Source organism: Ktedonobacter sp. SOSP1-52 (assembly GCF_016587395.1).
Genome location: NZ_BNJH01000004.1, coordinates 827947 through 845278, shown reverse-complemented (window position 1 = coordinate 845278; position 17332 = coordinate 827947). Strand labels below are relative to the sequence as shown.

Sequence of the window (17332 nt, the reverse complement as noted above, 5' to 3'; positions counted from 1 at the left end):
GACAAATATGATAACATTAGCAATGGAGATAACACAAGCATAGATCTGGGGTGGCAAAGAGACGCAACATGGCATAACGAGAACTAGCCCTACAGCTTCCAAAGAGCCAGCAACGCATCATCTCGTGCTTCTAACGAGATAGCAGGCACCCGCTCGACACCCTCACCCAGCGGTGTTATACTTCTCTTAGCGCTGAGAATCTTCTATCAAGTGCGCTCCTACCAACTAACCGTAATGGCTATATCTTTCTCCCTGTGTGAGCAATGACACAAGAACCATTTGAGAAACAACCAGTTGAAACTCCTTCGCTGCTACATAATAACCGTGACCTGGCGGTGCTCTATGATATCGCGAGCTATCTGAATCATAGCATCGATGTTCACGAAGCCCTCCAGGAGGTCCTGGTCCGTGTCACGGACCTGCTCGGGCTACGCACGGGCTGGGTCTGGCTACTAAATGAATGGGGCAGTACCTATATCGCGGCCTCGCAGGATCTCCCGCCCTACCTGGCGGACCACCCTGAGCGCATGACAGGCTCCTGTCAATGTCTCGATACCTTCTTAAGTGGCGAGCTTTCGGGTGCCTCAAATATCGACGTGCTACGCTGTAGCCGCTTAAAGAACGCGGAACGCAACAGCGATCCATCGGCGCTTGGCCTACGCTTTCATGCCAGCATTCCTATTTACGCTGGTGATACGCGCATCGGCGTCCTCAATGTCGCCAGCGAAGATTGGCGCGAGCTACAACCAGAAGAGCTACAACTGTTACACATCATCGGCGACCAGATCGGCCTGGCAATCCAGCGGGCGCGCATCTCGTCGCAACACATGCGCGCCGCGGCCCGCCTGGCAACCATCGAGGAGCGCAACCGCCTGGCCCGCGAGATTCACGACACGATTGCGCAAGGCCTGGCCGCGGTCACCCTACAACTGGAGACCGCCGACGCCCTGGCCGAGAGCAAGCCCCAGCGCGCGCACGAGGCCTTGCAGCGCGCGCTCCGCCTGGCTCGCGGCAACCTGGAGGAGGCGCGACGCTCAGTGATGGATCTGCGTGCCGCGCCACTCCAGGGGCGCACCCTACCCGAAGCCCTTGAAGCCCTGGTCCATGAGGAGAAGGCGCACGAAGAGCAGGTGCCGCACGCACTGGTTAGTTTCCAGTACGCGCCAGAAGCCCTCTTTCCGCCGCTCCCGGCGAGTGTGGAGTCTGGTCTCTACCGCATTGCGCAGGAGGCGCTCAACAACGCCCATCGTCATGCCCAGGCCACGCATATTCACCTGGAGCTGACCGCCAACGAGCACCAGGTCCAGCTAAGCATCAAAGATGATGGTCAGGGCTTCGACCTCGACACGCTTGCCACCCAGGAGGGCCACTTTGGACTCAAAGGCATAGGCGAGCGCGTCAAGCTTCTCAATGGCACGCTCTGCCTTGAAAGCGATCCCGGCCAGGGAACATATCTCTATATCGCGGTCCCCTACTAACGGGAAGGGTCCATGCAAGCATGGACTAACATGAAGAGAAAGGCACAGACAATGATCCATATATTGCTGGCAGACGATCACCCTATCGTACGCGAGGGATTGCGCGCGGTACTGGAGACCCAGCCCGACTTTGAGGTCATCTCAGAATGTGCCAGCGGCGACGAGGCCATCCGCCAGGCCGAACTCCTCAAGCCAGATATCTTGCTCTTAGACCTGGAGATGCCCATTATGGATGGAGTCGAGGCCATCAAGCAGCTCCGCCAGCGCCGGCAGAATGCGCGTATCATTGTCTTTACCGCCTTTGATACAGATGAACGCATCATTCACGCCATCCAGGCGGGCGCGGACGGCTATCTGCTCAAAGGCTCGCCCCGCGATGAGATCTTCAAGGCTATTCGCCTGGCGATGGAGGGAGGCTCGCTCCTCCAGCCTCTCGTCGCCTCTAAGCTGCTGCGGCACATGGGCCAGCGCGAACGCGAGAACAATTACCGGACCCTGCAAGGCATTCCCCAGGTTGAAGAGCTCACCGAGCGCGAGCTGGAGGTGCTGGGCCTCCTGGCTCAGGGTATGCCTAATAAAGAGATCGCCTCCCATCTCGTCATCAGCGAGCGCACCGCCAAATTTCACGTCAGCTCCATCATGAGCAAGCTGGGCGCGACCAACCGCACCGAGGCCGTCGCCCTCGCCGCCCAACGCGGTTTAATAGACTTATAAAATTTTGATAAGAGAAGTGAGGCCCTCTGGCAGCCGCAGGCTGCCAGAGGGCCTCACTTCTCTTATCAAAATTTTCTTACCGTTCATCCCCATGATAAATGCGAACATAGCTACGATAGCGGTGCTTATCAATCACATCGTCCTCTACGGCCTGAATAATAGCACAGCCCTCTTCGTCGATATGGTTACAATCGTTAAAGACGCATTCGCCCAGGTAGGGGCGGAACTCGACAAAGCAGCGCGGAAGATCCTCTGGCGAGACATCCCAGGCAGCGAGAGCGCGAATACCCGCCGAGTCCGCCAGCCAGCCGCCAGAAGAGAGCGGATAGAGCTGCGAGCCGGTCGTCGTATGTCGACCCTTGCCCGTCGCCTCGCTAATCATCCCCGTACGAATCGCCATCTCTGGCTCAATGGCGTTCACCAGCGAGGACTTGCCCACGCCTGAAGGCCCGGTGAAGAGAGTGGTGCGGTCCTTCAGGATCGCGCGCAGGTCTTCTATCCCCTGTCCAGTGTGCGCACTACTCCAGACAATGGGGTAATCCAACTTAGCATAAAGATCGGCGGCCTCCTCCACACGCGAGGAATGAGGAAGATCGGCCTTATTAAGACAGATGATGGAGCGAAGTTGCGCCGCCTCACAAATGACAAGGTAGCGATCCAGAAAAGCGAAATGCGGCTCTGGCTGGGCCACCGAAAGCACGATAATCACCTGGTCAAGGTTTGCCAGCAGTGTCTGCGGAATCGCTTTACGTTCCGTTGAGCCAGCGTCCAGGCGCGAGAGCTCGCTCTGGCGCGGCAGAATCTCTTCGATCAGGCCTGTACTCTGATCAAGCTTACGAAACTTGACATGATCGCCTGCCGAGAGGCGTGATTGAATAGGATTTTCGGGTTCAGGTGCGGTTTTACTATTTTTCTCACGTTCACGTTCGGCGCGTCGCAACTGATACTCATTCAGCTTGCGCCCTTTAGCAACAACCTGCGTGTTCTGAGACTGGACGCGTGCGAAGGCTTTCTTTAATTTCCCGCGCAGCGTACAGCGAAAGACGCCAGCATCAGTGTGAACGTCATAGATGCCATGTGCTCCATTGAGCACAACACCGGTAAGCAAAGCCGGATCATCAATCAAGCTTGTTCCCTCCCAAGGAATTGCAGGAAAAACGGCAGCCATATTGCCAGGCAAACATAGCTATCTCTTGAAGAGAGGTATGCTGCACTGGTTCATCGATAGAAGAATGGCGCGCTACAAACAACGGCATGAAGGTGTCTGCCACGTGGGAGGGAGTGTCGACCTCTCAACTGGGGAAGCACTACGTTGAGAGCCTTTTCCAGTCAACCCATGGCCTCCTTATACGAAAACCAACGCCGCTCTCGCTTGTCCCCGAATGGGGGCAGCTAGCGCTCACGCGCTCAGGTTTTCGGAGAGGCATGACCGGAAGCGATACAGACAGGCAATACTAGCATGCGCCAGGTACCTGCTGAACCAGGAGAATCAAGGGAACCTGACGGGCGAACGACTGTCTATAACACTCGCCTCATGCCGGACAGACAAGGTGCATTCAAGCACACAGTAACAGGTTTTGTGCTCTTGCATAGAACTGCACCTCCTTTATACTGGCCAGGCCAGAATTTGAACGAACGGTTCCTCGTACTCAAAGCATACTCGGAACCCATCGTTTTTGTCAACGTTCGCTCTTCTCATTATCGACATTTCGCCAAAATTCATTTGCTTTCGCGCCTACGGCGCTCAAGGGTAAGATGTATGAGTTGTGACGTGGGCGTTCGCCCACGCCACAACTCATACATCTTACCCGGGTTGTGTGACCACAAAAAGACAAGGAAAACTCTACCACATGAGGAGAGATAGTAGGCTAGTGGGATAGGAGGAGAAGTGCGCTACATTGCGCCTTTCACTGAGCGGCCAGTGAGTCGTGTAAACATCCATTACTTTCAGAAGGGTTACCAGGTAGGCATTGGCACTGTCGGACGATGCATATGGGTCAAAGAGATTAAAGTTCGTAGTAGAGAATGCGACCACAATTGGTGCAGACCTGAAGTTCAGGACTACGGAGCGCCTCTTGTAATTCGCTGGGGGCAAGCACGGCCAGGCACCACTGGCAAGAACTCTGTTCAACTCTGGAAATGGCTCGTCCTTGCTTGGTGCGCCGCATCAAGGTATAGCGCTCAAGCAGGTCCATTTCGAGAACTGAGGTAATCAGGGAACGCTGCTGATCGAGATTGGCGCGCTGCGCCTCAAGTTGTTGCTGGCGAGTCAGTTCCGTGGAATTGTCCCGTGACCATGACTCTTGTGCCTGCTCTAACTCGTGCGCCTGACGCTCGGAGGTTTCTTTCAGCGATTCAGTAACGTCTACAATCTCACGCAGGGACTCTTCCTGGCGAGCGTGCTGAGCTCGAAGCTGCTGGACCTCCTGCTGAAGCGCCTGCAAATCCCGCGCATTGCTCAGACTCCCACTGTTAAGGCGCTGCTCTTGCGCCTCAATACGCTTCGTCAGGTCTTCGAGATGCCATTCAGCCTCGCGTTGTGTCTGGAGACTGGCCTGCAACTGTTGCGCAATGCTCTGCTGCTCAGATTGTAGCTTACGCAGCTTATAATTGTTCTGAAGAGATTGCTGAAGGGACTGAAGCTCAGCCTTGACGCGGTCGAGATCCAGGTCGAGCTCCTGTAGCTGGAACAACCGCGCGGCTAGCTGGGTCGTACTCATGAGTAGAATTTCTCCTTTCAGCGCGTCCGACATTCTACCATAGATTACTATTGTACTGCTATCCAGGAGGAACATCAATAGCATTTTCCCTTTTGCCTACATTATTCACATTTTTCATAAAGAGATAGAAAACAGGGTGTTCTGGTGCGTACGCACCAGAACACCCTGTTTTCTATCTCTTTATCTATAGTCTTCGCGTGTGTCGCGAGGCTCACGTAGAATACGCTCTACCTCGGCCAGCACAGCCTGGGGATCGATCTCTTCCAGATCTTCTTCAGCGGTTGCGGACGCTTCAACCTCGTAGGCTGGCTGCGACGCCTCCTCTAAGAGTGCTCGCGCGCGAATATCGGGAACATCTGAATCTTCCTCTTCATTCCACTGGCGAAAGATATCCAGCTCATCCTTGGGCAAGAGCATACTCTGAATCTCATCTTCATCGAGACCCACCCACTGATAATAGGTAATCTCCTCCCCATCCTCCAGATCGGTATAGATCTCCGTCAGGTTGCTCAGCCCACGAAAAGTCGAGGTTACACGCTGGCCCTGGGGATTATCATAGATCATCTCCCCCTCCTGTCCATGAGCCATAGCCTTCTGGAATGCCTCTTCTGCAGAGTTCGCCCGAATCAGGACAAGGTTTCTATGGACAACATTCTCTTCCGCCCCCTCCACATGAATCTCCTCAACTATTTCGGCAACATACCATTTTCCCTGTTTAGACGCCCCCATAGCATGTTCCTTTCTTGCTCGGACGCAGGCCCTGCTTCGATTCCCAGGGTATCTCAAAAATCACCTCTTCTCTTATTCGGCTCCAGGCTTCGCTTTCATAAGCAGCCCAGGCACAAAGAGAGAGAAAAAGGCTATTCCTTGAGCCACCCTGCTTCGACTCCTACTTTGACGATGACGAAGGTGCAATCTGTGGTATACTCAAACATCATATCTTAAATTGAGGCAAATGTGTAGAGGTCTACACGCGAGTATCAGAAGTATGAGGATGTGGAGTTGGAAATGCCGCGGCATTTCCAACTCCACATCCTCATACTGGACGATTTAAGGGACGAGGAACTAGTACAAGCGGCGTATAGATCAAACTATTGACCGCTTTGGACGATTAGATATACTTGCAAGCAATGCTGACTGAATTATTTCGCTCTTCACCACTATAGCATCGATATTAACAAAGAGGGATATATGCAACTGGAGCGCCGTCAGGCAATTATTGTACTAGATTATGGATCGCAGGTTAGCCGCTTAATCACGCGCCGCATTCGCGAGTGCCATGTGTATAGCGAGCTAGTGCCTGCCTCGACCACGCTGGCCGAGCTACAGGCCAAAGACCACCTGGACATCAAGGGTTTTATCCTCTCGGGCGGTCCCTCAAGCGTCTATGACGAGGGCGCCCCAAGCTGCGACCCGGCCATTCTCCATAGCGGCTTGCCCGTGCTCGGCATCTGCTATGGCATGCAGCTCATGGCCCAACAGCTAGGCGGCCACGTCGAGCCCAAGCATGGCACACGCGAGTATGGACCCGCGACCATCGAGGTTATGGCAGACGCAGAGCAGGATTACGCGACCTATCGCATCTTCGAGGGCCTCAAGCCCTCCCCAGAGCAGACTACCCACCTGGATCGCCCTACGCAACATACCCCGCTGCGCCTGCCGGTCTGGATGAGCCATGGAGATAGCGTGGACCAGCTCCCCGAGGGCTTTAAAATCCTGGCGACCACTGAGAGCAATCCCGTCGCGGTCATCGCACACCCCAAGGGGCTGATCGGATTCCAGTTCCATCCCGAGGTCACGCACACACCCCAGGGCAAAGAGCTCATTAAGAACTTCCTCTTCCGTATCTGCGACTGTGAGGCCAGTTGGACACCGGAGAAGGTCATCGACGAGACGGTCGAGCGCATTCGCCAGCAGGTCGGCAAAGAGCGCGTCCTCTGCGCCCTCTCGGGCGGCGTTGACTCCGCCGTCGCGGCCCTGCTAGTCCATAAGGCCATCGGCGATCAACTCACCTGCATGTTTGTGGATACCGGCTGTATGCGCGAGGGCGAGGGCGAGCAGGTCGTCGAGACCTTCCGCAACCACCTGCATATCCCCCTGGTCGCCATCGACGCCGAGGACCGCTTCCTCGGCAAGCTAGCCAGTGTGACCGATCCCGAGCGCAAGCGCAAGATCATCGGCGAAGAGTTCATTCGCGTCTTCGAGGAAGAGGCCGTCAAGCTCGCTACAGAGCAGGGCAAGATCGGCTTCCTGGCCCAGGGCACGCTCTACCCAGACGTCATCGAGAGCACCAGCCACGACACCGCCAATACCGCCAAGCGCATCAAGACACATCACAACGTAGGTGGTCTCCCCGAAGAGATGGTCTTCAAGCTCGTCGAGCCACTGCGCATGCTCTTTAAGGACGAGGTACGCGAGATCGGCCTGGAGCTGGGCCTGCCCGAAGAGTGGGTCTGGCGCCATCCCTTCCCCGGTCCCGGCCTAGCCATTCGCGTTATCGGCGATATCACAAAAGAGAAGCTCGACATTCTGCGTAAGGCCGACAAGATCGTCATCGACGAGATCCGCCGCGCGGGCGTCTATCGCGAGCTAGGGCAGGCCTTCGCCGTGCTCACACCCATTCAGAGCGTGGGCGTCATGGGCGACGGTCGCACCTACGGCAACCTCGTTGCTGTGCGCGCCGTGACCACAGGTGACTTTATGACTGCCGACTGGGCGCGCCTCTCGCCCGAACTCCTGGCGCGCATCTCCAACCGCCTCGTCAACGAGGTCCATGAGATCAACCGCGTCGTCTACGACATCACCTCCAAGCCACCCGCCACTATCGAATGGGAATAAAAATACGCTGAGAACATGATGTGGCTGGCGGCCGATGGCCGCCAGCCACATCATGTTCTCAGCGTATGTAATACATAGAGAAAGGTTATTTATGTTGGAATTTGAGATCCTGGCGCAGGGCTGCTTTCCAGCAGACAAGGTCGACATTCTCTATCAGCCAGAGGAGCGTATGCCCATGACTCCTGCCATTCAGGCCTGGATGGACGCGCTCTGGGAGGAGAGGCTGAGCCAGGCCCGCGCCCTCAACAAGCGCCTCTTTGATGCCCCGCTCTACCGCCTCGTAGGTGCCGAGACAACGGGCGAGAGGCTCACGCTCCACCTGGGCGATACCAGCTATAAAGAGTATGTCACGACACGCGAGGCCAGCTTCACCCGCGAGCGAAGGCGCGACGAACTGGGGAACGCCATCGGCGTCTGCTCCGTGGTCGAGACCAGCGACGACTATATCCTGCTAGACAAACGCCAGGGCGTCGACGTCTATGAGGGGCGCGATCACGTCATCGGTGGCTTCTTCGAGCGTGGCCTGGACGTCCAGGGACAGCGACCAGATCCCTTCGCCGCCATTCGCCGCGAGATCCGCGAGGAGACCGGTATTCAAGAGGCCGATATCCGCGAACAGTACTGCCTGGGCGCAGCCTACGACCTCGCCATGCCCCACGGCGAATTCCTCTTCCTGACGCGCCTGCACATTCCTCTCTCCGAGGTCCAACAGAGAGAGCCCGAAGAGGACGAAATCAAAGAACTCCGCTTCCTGCACGCCACAGAGGAGAGCCTACGCGCCTTTATTCTGGAGCACCATGGACGCATCTCCGCCACTGGTGAACCCAACCTCCTGCTCTATGGTACCTGGAAGTTCGGCCAGCCCTGGCTCGCCTCCCTACTCCCAACCCTGGAGAGCCTGGCATAGCCCAGCATATTTCTAATCCAAATATTTTCCATGCTAACTCTGCTCCACAACCACCTCCAGGGTAAGAGGTCTGTATACCTTTTGCGCGGCAATCGCCGCGCAAAAGGTATACAGACCTCTTACCCTGAGCGCCGCAGGCGCGAAGTGTCGCGATCTCTCATGACAAAGATTGAACAGGTATGATATAGTATTTCAACATATTCTATGTTTTGCCGGGCCGATAGTAGAGGATTTTTTTAAGATGAATAAGGAAAGACAGAGAAGAGCGTCGGGGAGCCTGTTCGGGCTGGCATTTGGCGACGCCCTGGGAGCCGATACAGAGTTTATGAGCATCGAGCAGATTAGCGCGAAATATGGGCCAGAAGGGCCGGGCGAGCTACAGGGCAATCCCACCCGCGTGACGGATGATACGCAGATGACGCTGGCGGTTGGAGAGGCACTCCTGGCCGCCGAGAAGCCCTATAGCGCCGATACGTTGGAAGAGCCGCTGCGCGCCGCCTTTATCGCCTGGGATCGCAGCCCAGATAATAATCGCGCGCCCGGCAATACCTGCCTCCAGGCCTGCGAGGGGCTGGCGCGTAACCTTCCCTGGCAGAATGCCACTGTCATCAGTTCCAAGGGCTGTGGCGCTAATATGCGTGTAGCACCAGTGGGACTCCTACGCGCCGAGCAAGACGAGGCGACACCTGAGACACGTGCCGCCATCGCTCAGTTCCAGGCCGCGCTCACCCACGGCCATCCAACCGCGCTCGCGGCCTCCGATCTGACAGCCTGGTGCATCGCCGACCTTGTGTCAGGCGGCGAACCCGAGGGACTCGTCGAGCGCCTGCGGGATTATGCCTTGAGCCAGCGCAGCGTCTACCATCAGCTCTGGCTGGGGCCGCTCTGGCAGATCTCACTCAGCAATACACCACAGGAGTTTATCGAGCGTGGCTGGGATGAATGCCTGCAGGTACTTGAGCGGCTCGATGTCGCACTGAAGCAGCCAGACCGCCAGAGTGATCCCTGCTTGCAGACGGGCGCAGGCTGGATCGCCGAAGAGGCATTCGCCACTGGCCTGCTCTGCTTCCTGCTCTATCCCGAAGAGCCTATCAAGGCCATCCAGCGTGCCGCGACCACCAGTGGCGACTCCGACTCCATAGCCTGCCTCACCGGAGCCTTCGCGGGCGCCCACCTGGGTCTCGAAGCCTGGCCCCAGGCCTGGCTCGACCGCATCGAATACTGCGATCGCCTGGCAAAGCTAGGAGCAACCTGGGATTAACAACTTCGCCAGGGGCACTGGCTCTATGAATGATACTCCGCGATGACCTCGATGGGGCCAACAATATTACGGTTGAACTCATCCAGCTCCTCCGCCGGAATCCAGTACTCCTGGTGGATCGCACTGCCCACTTTTTGCACTTCATAGCGATCGAGAAAGGCCTTGCGCACCTGGAAACGCGTCACATACCCTGAATTGCCATCGCGGGCGTTCCAATCACGAGCGATCTGGACGGCATATTCCTCAAAGAGCACAGGATAGAAGATAGGTTGCCAGAAGAGGCGCGGCGGAAAGGTGGTATACAGGCTCTCCGCAATCAAGGCCAACTCCTCTGAGCCAGTAGGACGATACAGCGTGATGGTCTCCTCTTGCATGAGTGACATCCTTTCACAACCAATTAGCGAGCGCCTTCGCGCCTGCGGCGATCAAGGGTAAGGGGTGTGGGTGGAAAACGGCTTTGCCGTTTTCCACCCACACCCCTTACCCCGAGGCGAGCGTAGCGAAGCCAAGGCAAGAGCTGGAAAGCCTGGGGTTACGACTCACAGATAGCATATTAAGCAATTTATTGATAGAATAAAGGGAAACTTCCCACAAAGCAATAAGTAAACCAGCTTCTATCCATGAAGGATTAACGATATGGCAACTTACGCGCAAATTCAGACCTATGCAACCTATGAAGATCAAGAAGACTTCGCAGAACTCCTGACCCGCTACCAGGACACGCTGAAAGAGTTGGGCTGCGACGACCAGGGCGTCCTGGCATGGCTGGACGAGATCACATGGCCCGAGAGCGAAGAGGAAAGCTTTGGCGATATCTATCCCGCGACCTTTACTCTCCGGCCTGCGCAAGGCGAACCCATCACTTGTTCTGGTATCGATGTCTCGCTCTATCCAAATATTGGTACGCCAACCCTGGATGAAGAGCCACAGCCCTGGATTGGCATCAACCTGCAATTTGAAGACGAAGCCCTGCTCACAGAGACAGGCGCGACCTATAAACCAGAGATCGGGGCTGGCATCTGGCACATCCTGCGCGTCCTGGCCAACAATTTTCCCGAACTGGGCGTCTACTTCACAGAGGAGTGGCAGGAAAACCGCTCCTGGCGCTCCATCGTTGAGGAGGCAGGCGACCCCTGGGCCTTCGACCTGGCAATCTTCCCTCGCAAGCTCGCCGCCTATTTCGAGGCGATCCCTGCCGGCTATGAAGGTACAGTTACCGACGAAGGCTTTGGCTTTGCCCAGAGCAATCGCTGGTCCCCCCTCCCCTGGAAATAATCAGATTAATTGCGACAGGTAGTATGGTGACCCTGCCAGCCTTTGGCTGGCAGGGTCACCATACTACCTGTCGCAATTAATAAACTCATATGTCACAAAATCAAGGTTCCAACGTCTAGTTGTATAGAGAGGAAAACCTTGATTTTCTTTTTGGTCTTATCAAACGCTGATTTTTTTAACTGGCAGCTATTTTTCTCGTCTACCTTATCGACATGTCTTACCTTCATTGGCGAAGGAACGCTTGCAAGGAGCGCAAGGGGGTCATGAGGTGAAGTCAACACAAGAAGGAAGGACACGCATATGCAGCAGGACGTTCTACAGGACTTTTTTATCTATGTCCCAACACTCGACCGCGTTGACGAAACCCTCACACAGCACGCCACAAACACACCAGAAGTTGGGGAGAAGCTGAGGGGGTTAGCGATGGACAAAAAGTGGCAGAAAATCGCGCTGGCAGGCCAGCTGGTAATCTACGCTAAATTGCCAGAGGAAGAGGCCAACTGCGCATAGTCTCCATAGAAGCGTTCAGATGTATTGTAAGGTATGTGGTGGCGTCCTAGCAGAACCAGGGTACCACCACATACCTTATTCATTAGATGAGAAAGCGGCCGTTCTCGTAGCAGAGTTCGCCATCGGCATAGACCTTGCCTTCATGGAGGTCGCATACAAGGTCCCAGTGGAGGGCCGAGTCGTTGATGCCGCCCGACTCAGGCAGGGAGGCTCCTAGAGCCATATGCATAGTGCCACCGATCTTCTCATCGAAGAGGGTATCGCCCGTGGCCTCTTGAATCTGGTAATTGAGGCCAAAGGCGGCCTCGCCCAGGGTGCGCGAGCCAGCTTCCATATCCAGCATGGCATTAAGGAAGTCCTGGCCGCGCTCGGCGCTGCTCTCAATGACCTTGCCATCTTTAAAGGTCAGGCAGATTCCCACAACCTCATTGCCGTGATAGAGCGAAGGATAGCGGAAGCAGACAGTTCCATTAACCGAATTTTCGATAGGTCCGGTAAATATCTCGCCGTCAGGGAAGTTCTCCGTCCTGGCACAGTTGATCCATTTACGTCCACCAGCGCGATAGGTAATGTCGGTCTCCTGGGATCTGTCATAAAATAATTCCTTCCGCTAACAAATAAAGCTCGTGATTCATACAAGCAACCTCATCTTCAAGTTGTATAGGAAATTTGTCCAGCTCCGCTTACTGTTTTTCTAGAACCACTCGACTAGCTATCGTAGCGTCACTTTAAAGACTTTCTATACATGAATTTATAAATAAAAGCGAACATGCTTATAGGCGCATTAGTAGACGGAGCTGTTTTTAAGGAAGCAAAGAGGTACAGATTTATGTTGGCATACCGATAAAGTAAAGCAAGAAAGCTCTAGAAGCTTTACGAAAATACCGCAAAACTACAAATCCCAATTACTTAGAATTTCTTATTTTTCTCAGCAAACCAGATCCAGATTTATTGACTTTTGCTTAGGCGACAAGTACAATAGAGAGAGTAAGACGTCGTGTACAGACCAGGAGGCATCTTCATGGCTATTGCGCATACCGACTTTTACCGTCATGAGAACCTCGTTCGCAAATCCATTCAAATCCCCTCAACACAGCACAAGGAGCTCAAAGCCCTTGCAGTTGAACTAGACTCCTCACTAGGAGATGTAGTGGAGACTATCATGGAACTCATGCGCCAGGATAATTATCAGCAGCTCAAATCAGCCATTATTCAGAAGCGCGAACGCGAATTATCTTCCTCACTTAATTACTCCCTCGACGAAGCCTACGCTTATCTTGGTTCCCTTCCAGAAACGCTAGAAGACGCCCAGTTCTTTTTTGAGGCCGGGCATGAAGGTATGGTTGCATGAGCGAAGAGGCCAGGCATGTCCGGGCCAGCCCCAGAACGTATGATGTGCAGCAAGTAGATTACCCACAACCTCGCCGAGGCGAAATATGGGATGTTAACTGGTCGCCCGGACGTGGAGCCGAACAACAGGGCACACGCCCGGCTTTAATTATCCAGAACGACCGTGGTAACGGCTCAAGAAATTATCCGCTTACTATCGTCGCCTCCATGAGTCGCACGGAACGCGAACTGCCATTGCATGTGCGTATCTCCCCCAATGCAGAAAATGGGCTGACCGATTACACGGATGTCAAATGCGAACAACTGATGACGATTGAGAAATCACGTCTCTTACGCCGCAGAGGCGTCATCACCTATGAAGAGATGCAGCGCGTCGACTACGCACTCAAACTCAGTCTCAGCATCTCCTAAACACAAATAAAGCATAAAAAAGAAGTACGGCTAGGCCGTACTTCTTTTTTATGCTTTAGGATACCTTGCTTCCTTCTTCGGTTGCCTCGAGTGAGACGACCTGGTGGGGCAGGGGGCGCGGCATCTTCTGCCGCTTCAGGTACGCGACCTCGTGCTCAAGGATACGCTTGGTAATGGCAATGGTAGTGGCGTAGGTCGAGTCCATACCAAAGTAGGAGAGACTGCCCGCGCCCAGGTTCTTGCCTCGCGTGTAGGGCGTATCTGAGGCGTAGTGTAGCAGACCCACTTCGTAGGGGAGGCGCGCGAAGTTGATATTCTCGCCCACGGGGTAGCGCGTGAGGTACTGGTCTTCGTAGACCGCGTTGAGGTAGGGGCCGCTCTCCATCTCGACAACGGTGTAGTTGGCGCGATAGTAGAAGTCCAGGTACTGACGGTTCTGCAGGTAGGTACCTTTGGCCGAAATGGCCTTCTGGTTATCCAGTACGGAGCCATAGATCAGGTAGGGCTGGACATCGTGCGCCGTGAAGCAGTTGTCGAGCCAGTACGTGTTCTGGCTGTGCTCGTCCAGCACAACATTAGAAATCATGACATCGCCGATGCTACCATTGAGCGTCGCAGCCTTGCCCAGGATATAAATGCCACGTAGCTGCGCCAGGTTCTCCATGATCTCGCGCATCATCCGATAGGCCGCCATGCCCAGGGGATAGTCGATATTCAGGATCAAGGCCTGGCTCTGGGCCAGGTAGTCCAGGTGTGGCATACGGCAGCGCGGGTCGATCTCGCCTGGATGTAGTTTGGAGAGGTCGAAGATCTGGGCATCGATCTCTACCCCATGGCGCGCATCCACGCGATAGATGCCTCGCGCTCGCTCCTCCTCCTCGCGCTGGCTCAGGAACTCTTTGCCCGCGGGCGTATTGACCCACTCGCGGCCCGCGAAGTAGAGGAAGTTATGCCAGTTGCCCGGAACCTCGCCCTCCTGCAACTTGCGGCATTCCGCGTTCAGGTAGGGATCGCTGCCTTTGAGGGCAAAGCGCGTTAGCTCCTCCTCGCGATTGAGCAGGGAACCGGAGAGGACGTTCACCATGCTATGGGTATTGCTGGAGACGAAGTAGATTGGGCGATTCTGCACGTTCAAGCTCTCCAGCACATCTTTGACCGGGTTCCACCACTGGCGCGTGGCGCGGACGTAACCTACATGCGAACCACCCAGCATGCGCAGGCGGAAGTTCTTGCGCTGCTGACCCATACTCAGTAGGGTCTCCCACAGTTGATCGCCCCAGATGACCTCCAGGCGATTCCAATCATCGGGCGCGATATGCAGGCGCTCGCGTAGCACTTTGCTGATCTCGGCGAAGACCGGCGAGCTACGATCCATGCGTGTCTCCAGCAGCTTGATCGTTGTCGGGTCCTCGTTGATCAGGTAGTACATCTTGTTCCATTCGATCTGGAAGGCCACCAGCACAGGCACGATATCATCGGTGTCACTGACGCTGGCGACGTAGGCTGCCAGGGTCTCCTTGCCATCATAGAACCACTTGCGGCGCCTGGCCGAAGCCGTCACGGCCTGCCAGCTATTGACCGGGAAGTTATGCTGCACAAAGACATCCTCGGACTGCCCCAGCAACACCAGGTTACAGTGCAGGATGGAAATTGGCAGGCGCAGCACACTATAGATGAACGCCGACATATCGGGCTGTGGCGCGCGCGCATCGGGGTGCAGGGTCGAATCAATGTTGTAGTGCGCCTGCATCAGGGCCTTCAGATTAACCTCGCCGGAGCTACGCAGCATCGTATTGTAGGTGCGGATGTACAACTCAACATCACGCTTGCCGGCGGCATGGAAGCGCTCGCCGTACTCAAGTGAGGATAGGACGGCGATATGGTTGCGCTCGTTTAGGACTTCGTCGATTCCGTGTGTCTCTTCTTGCATGGGGATGTGTGTCTCTTCTATCACTTCACGTCGCTGAAATTGGTCACTGTACTCGTTGTTCTCTCGTGTCTTCCGTGGCATAGCGTTACTCTCTTTTTCTGGGGGACTTCTTTCATCCTATCTATTACCGTAATGTTTCCAATAATTATACTCGCCAGGCAATCTTATTGGTAGGGCAGCGGTACCGCCTGAGCCTGCACACCATCTAAGCACAGCTTTTCCCGGCAAAAACTCTTGTTTTGGGCAGTCATTGCCAAGAAAAGAAGCAGGATGGAGGCTGCCGGACGCGTCTGGCAGCCTCCATCCTGCTTCTTAAATGAATACGCGCTTCTATTTAGCGGGAGTTTTCCACACTTTTACATTGATTGTAGCGTTATTCGCTTTCTTATCTGGGGGCAGGCTACTTACACTCATACTTGCAGTGGCAATGAGAGTATCATCGGGTGACCAGGTAACGCCTCGCATATCCCCACTCTTTTCCTGATAGGTGAAAAGTGTCTTCCTGGTCAGAGGATTCCAAATCTCGACGTCGTTTACTGCTATCTGTTGGCCTTTATTTGGTCCGCTAGAGATCGTCTGTGTCTCATTCTCAACTGTGGCAATGCGTGTGCCATTATGTGACCAGGCCAGGTACTGCACAGTGTTGTTTGGTGAGTGAAGTGTATAAGTTACGACAGGCTTACCTGTTAATGCCTGCCAAATCTGGACCTGGTACTTGTTCTTGATCTCTCCAGTAGTATTATTGCCAATTTGCACACTCATACTCACAGCCAGGTACTGGCTATCTGGCGACCAGGCCAACTCATTCATCGTTCCGTAGCCTACGGCGTGAACGGTATGAACGAGTTGCCCCGTCTTTGCATTCCAAACACGCACCGTTTCATCCCAATTCTGAGAGAAAGAGGCCAGGTATGTGCCATCCGGCGACCAGACTACGTGATAGGCATCGGCGGTATGGCCAATCAGCGTCTTGACCACTGCACCAGTACTGCTATCCCAGATGAGAATAGGGTGAGCCTGCGGATTACGAGATTCGTTGATCGGGTCATTCAGGCTGGAAGCAATATATTTGCCATCTGGTGACCAGGCCAGGCCTGTTATGGAGGCAGTGCCCGCGCTATAAGGTGTCAGAGGGTTCAATAAGCTCGTTAACAGGTTGCCGATATGCGCTGTGGACTGTTTGGGGCCACTGACCAGGACCTTGCCGGTATTCGCATCTATGATCTGTACATTGTTGGTGGCAACTGCGAGACGCTGGCTGCCATCTGGCGCCCAGGCAACGTTTTGAATGGGATTGCGCCCTCCGCCAGTTGGATGATATGTCACCTCGTTTTTCCCAGTTGTGGCATCCCAGATATGCGCGCTATCTCCTGCCATCACGATGCGCTTGCCATCGGGTGACCACTGCAAACCCATAATACCGCTGTCTTCCACTGTATGAGTATACACAACCTGGCCTGGATGAACCTGTGTGGGCTGGTTCGTTGCTTTGGGTATTACAGTAGCAGGTGGAGAGCCAGGATTCCCTTCCTGGGCAGTACGTGCCCGGTAGAGTACGGTGAGCAAGCTGCCCACGACCAGAGCCGCCACCAGAACAGCAGCAATGAGTGTGAAAGCTCGCCGGGTGGAGGCAAAGCGCTGCTGGAGTGGCATGCCCTGCGTCTTGTCAGGCATGCGTGATGAAGGTATATGCATAGGGATAACCTTCCCTTCGTTATTCAGAGATCGCTGCGAGCGATTGCGCGCGCGAATATGTTGCCAGGCGTAGTTGAGCGATTGCGCATCAGCCTGGGCATCCGTCTGGTGGAGCCGTTGTAGATCGGCCACCAGTTGCGTGTTGGGTTCATTAGATGGGGCCTGTGCCAGTGATTGCTCGATCTGCTTATCTATGTTTTTAGCGTTGAAATGTTCTTTTGATGTAGCCATAGTGCCTATTCC

At 54.9% G+C, this 17332-nt stretch carries 15 protein-coding genes and 1 pseudogene; 9 read left to right on the top strand and 7 right to left on the bottom strand.

Features of this window, described 5'->3' with window-relative positions; genetic code table 11:
* The first annotated feature begins 263 nt into the window (after positions 1-263).
* Positions 264-1478 carry a GAF domain-containing sensor histidine kinase gene (locus JMJ16_RS38825; protein ID WP_201390212.1) on the top strand — a complete coding sequence of 405 codons (1215 nt, stop codon included), beginning with the start codon at positions 264-266 and terminating at the stop codon, positions 1476-1478.
* A gap of 30 nt (positions 1479-1508) precedes the next feature.
* Positions 1509-2192 carry a response regulator transcription factor gene (locus JMJ16_RS38820; protein WP_236601891.1) on the top strand — a complete coding sequence of 228 codons (684 nt, stop codon included), beginning with the start codon at positions 1509-1511 and terminating at the stop codon, positions 2190-2192.
* A 76-nt stretch (positions 2193-2268) separates the two neighbouring features.
* Here JMJ16_RS38820 and rsgA read toward each other — a convergent pair whose 3' ends face one another.
* The 3 genes from rsgA to JMJ16_RS38805 all read right to left on the bottom strand — a co-directional run bounded on the left by rsgA (position 2269) and on the right by JMJ16_RS38805 (position 5641).
* The gene (gene rsgA, locus JMJ16_RS38815) at positions 2269-3318 is read right to left on the bottom strand and encodes a ribosome small subunit-dependent GTPase A (RefSeq protein ID WP_201390208.1); all 1050 of its coding nucleotides are present in this window, start codon (positions 3316-3318) and stop codon (positions 2269-2271) included.
* A gap of 880 nt (positions 3319-4198) precedes the next feature.
* On the bottom strand, positions 4199-4912 hold the full coding sequence (locus JMJ16_RS38810; RefSeq protein WP_201390206.1) for a zinc ribbon domain-containing protein: 714 nt from the start codon (positions 4910-4912) through the stop codon (positions 4199-4201).
* 180 nt (positions 4913-5092) lie between these two features.
* Entirely contained in the window at positions 5093-5641 is a 549-nt protein-coding gene (locus JMJ16_RS38805; RefSeq protein WP_201390204.1) for a DUF4288 domain-containing protein, read from the bottom strand.
* A gap of 462 nt (positions 5642-6103) precedes the next feature.
* On the opposite strand from JMJ16_RS38805, the gene guaA reads away from it, so the two are divergent.
* From guaA to JMJ16_RS38790, 3 genes are all read left to right on the top strand, one after another.
* Positions 6104-7750 (top strand): glutamine-hydrolyzing GMP synthase, encoded by a 1647-nt coding sequence (guaA, locus tag JMJ16_RS38800; protein ID WP_201390202.1) that lies wholly within the window; start codon positions 6104-6106, stop codon positions 7748-7750.
* A gap of 91 nt (positions 7751-7841) precedes the next feature.
* Positions 7842-8657, top strand: coding sequence for an NUDIX domain-containing protein (locus tag JMJ16_RS38795; protein WP_201390200.1), 816 nt, complete (start codon positions 7842-7844; stop codon positions 8655-8657).
* Positions 8658-8898: 241 nt separating this feature from the next.
* Positions 8899-9918, top strand: coding sequence for an ADP-ribosylglycohydrolase family protein (locus JMJ16_RS38790; RefSeq protein WP_201390198.1), 1020 nt, complete (start codon positions 8899-8901; stop codon positions 9916-9918).
* 23 nt (positions 9919-9941) lie between these two features.
* On the opposite strand, the gene JMJ16_RS38785 is transcribed toward JMJ16_RS38790, so the two are convergent.
* Positions 9942-10292, bottom strand: a complete 351-nt coding sequence (locus tag JMJ16_RS38785) for a hypothetical protein (protein WP_201390197.1) — start codon at positions 10290-10292, stop codon at positions 9942-9944.
* A gap of 262 nt (positions 10293-10554) precedes the next feature.
* On the opposite strand from JMJ16_RS38785, the gene JMJ16_RS38780 reads away from it, so the two are divergent.
* Positions 10555-11193: a hypothetical protein gene (locus JMJ16_RS38780; protein WP_201390195.1), complete on the top strand. Its 639-nt coding sequence runs from the start codon at positions 10555-10557 to the stop codon at positions 11191-11193.
* 300 nt (positions 11194-11493) lie between these two features.
* Positions 11494-11703: a hypothetical protein gene (locus JMJ16_RS38775; protein WP_201390193.1), complete on the top strand. Its 210-nt coding sequence runs from the start codon at positions 11494-11496 to the stop codon at positions 11701-11703.
* 82 nt (positions 11704-11785) lie between these two features.
* On the opposite strand, the pseudogene JMJ16_RS38770 reads toward JMJ16_RS38775, so the two are convergent.
* Positions 11786-12298: pseudogene (locus tag JMJ16_RS38770) on the bottom strand (aminopeptidase); the annotation flags it as partial.
* A gap of 426 nt (positions 12299-12724) precedes the next feature.
* Here JMJ16_RS38770 and JMJ16_RS38765 point away from each other — a divergent pair.
* Positions 12725-13054, top strand: a complete 330-nt coding sequence (locus JMJ16_RS38765) for a hypothetical protein (protein WP_007913050.1) — start codon at positions 12725-12727, stop codon at positions 13052-13054.
* Positions 13051-13464: a type II toxin-antitoxin system PemK/MazF family toxin gene (locus tag JMJ16_RS38760; RefSeq protein WP_201370191.1), complete on the top strand. Its 414-nt coding sequence runs from the start codon at positions 13051-13053 to the stop codon at positions 13462-13464. Before JMJ16_RS38765 ends, JMJ16_RS38760 begins: the two co-directional genes overlap by 4 nt.
* Before the next feature lie 55 nt (positions 13465-13519).
* On the opposite strand, the gene JMJ16_RS38755 is transcribed toward JMJ16_RS38760, so the two are convergent.
* On the bottom strand, positions 13520-15475 hold the full coding sequence (locus JMJ16_RS38755; RefSeq protein WP_201390191.1) for a hypothetical protein: 1956 nt from the start codon (positions 15473-15475) through the stop codon (positions 13520-13522).
* A 249-nt stretch (positions 15476-15724) separates the two neighbouring features.
* Positions 15725-17320: a WD40 repeat domain-containing protein gene (locus JMJ16_RS38750; protein WP_201390189.1), complete on the bottom strand. Its 1596-nt coding sequence runs from the start codon at positions 17318-17320 to the stop codon at positions 15725-15727.
* Positions 17321-17332: the final 12 nt, after the last annotated feature.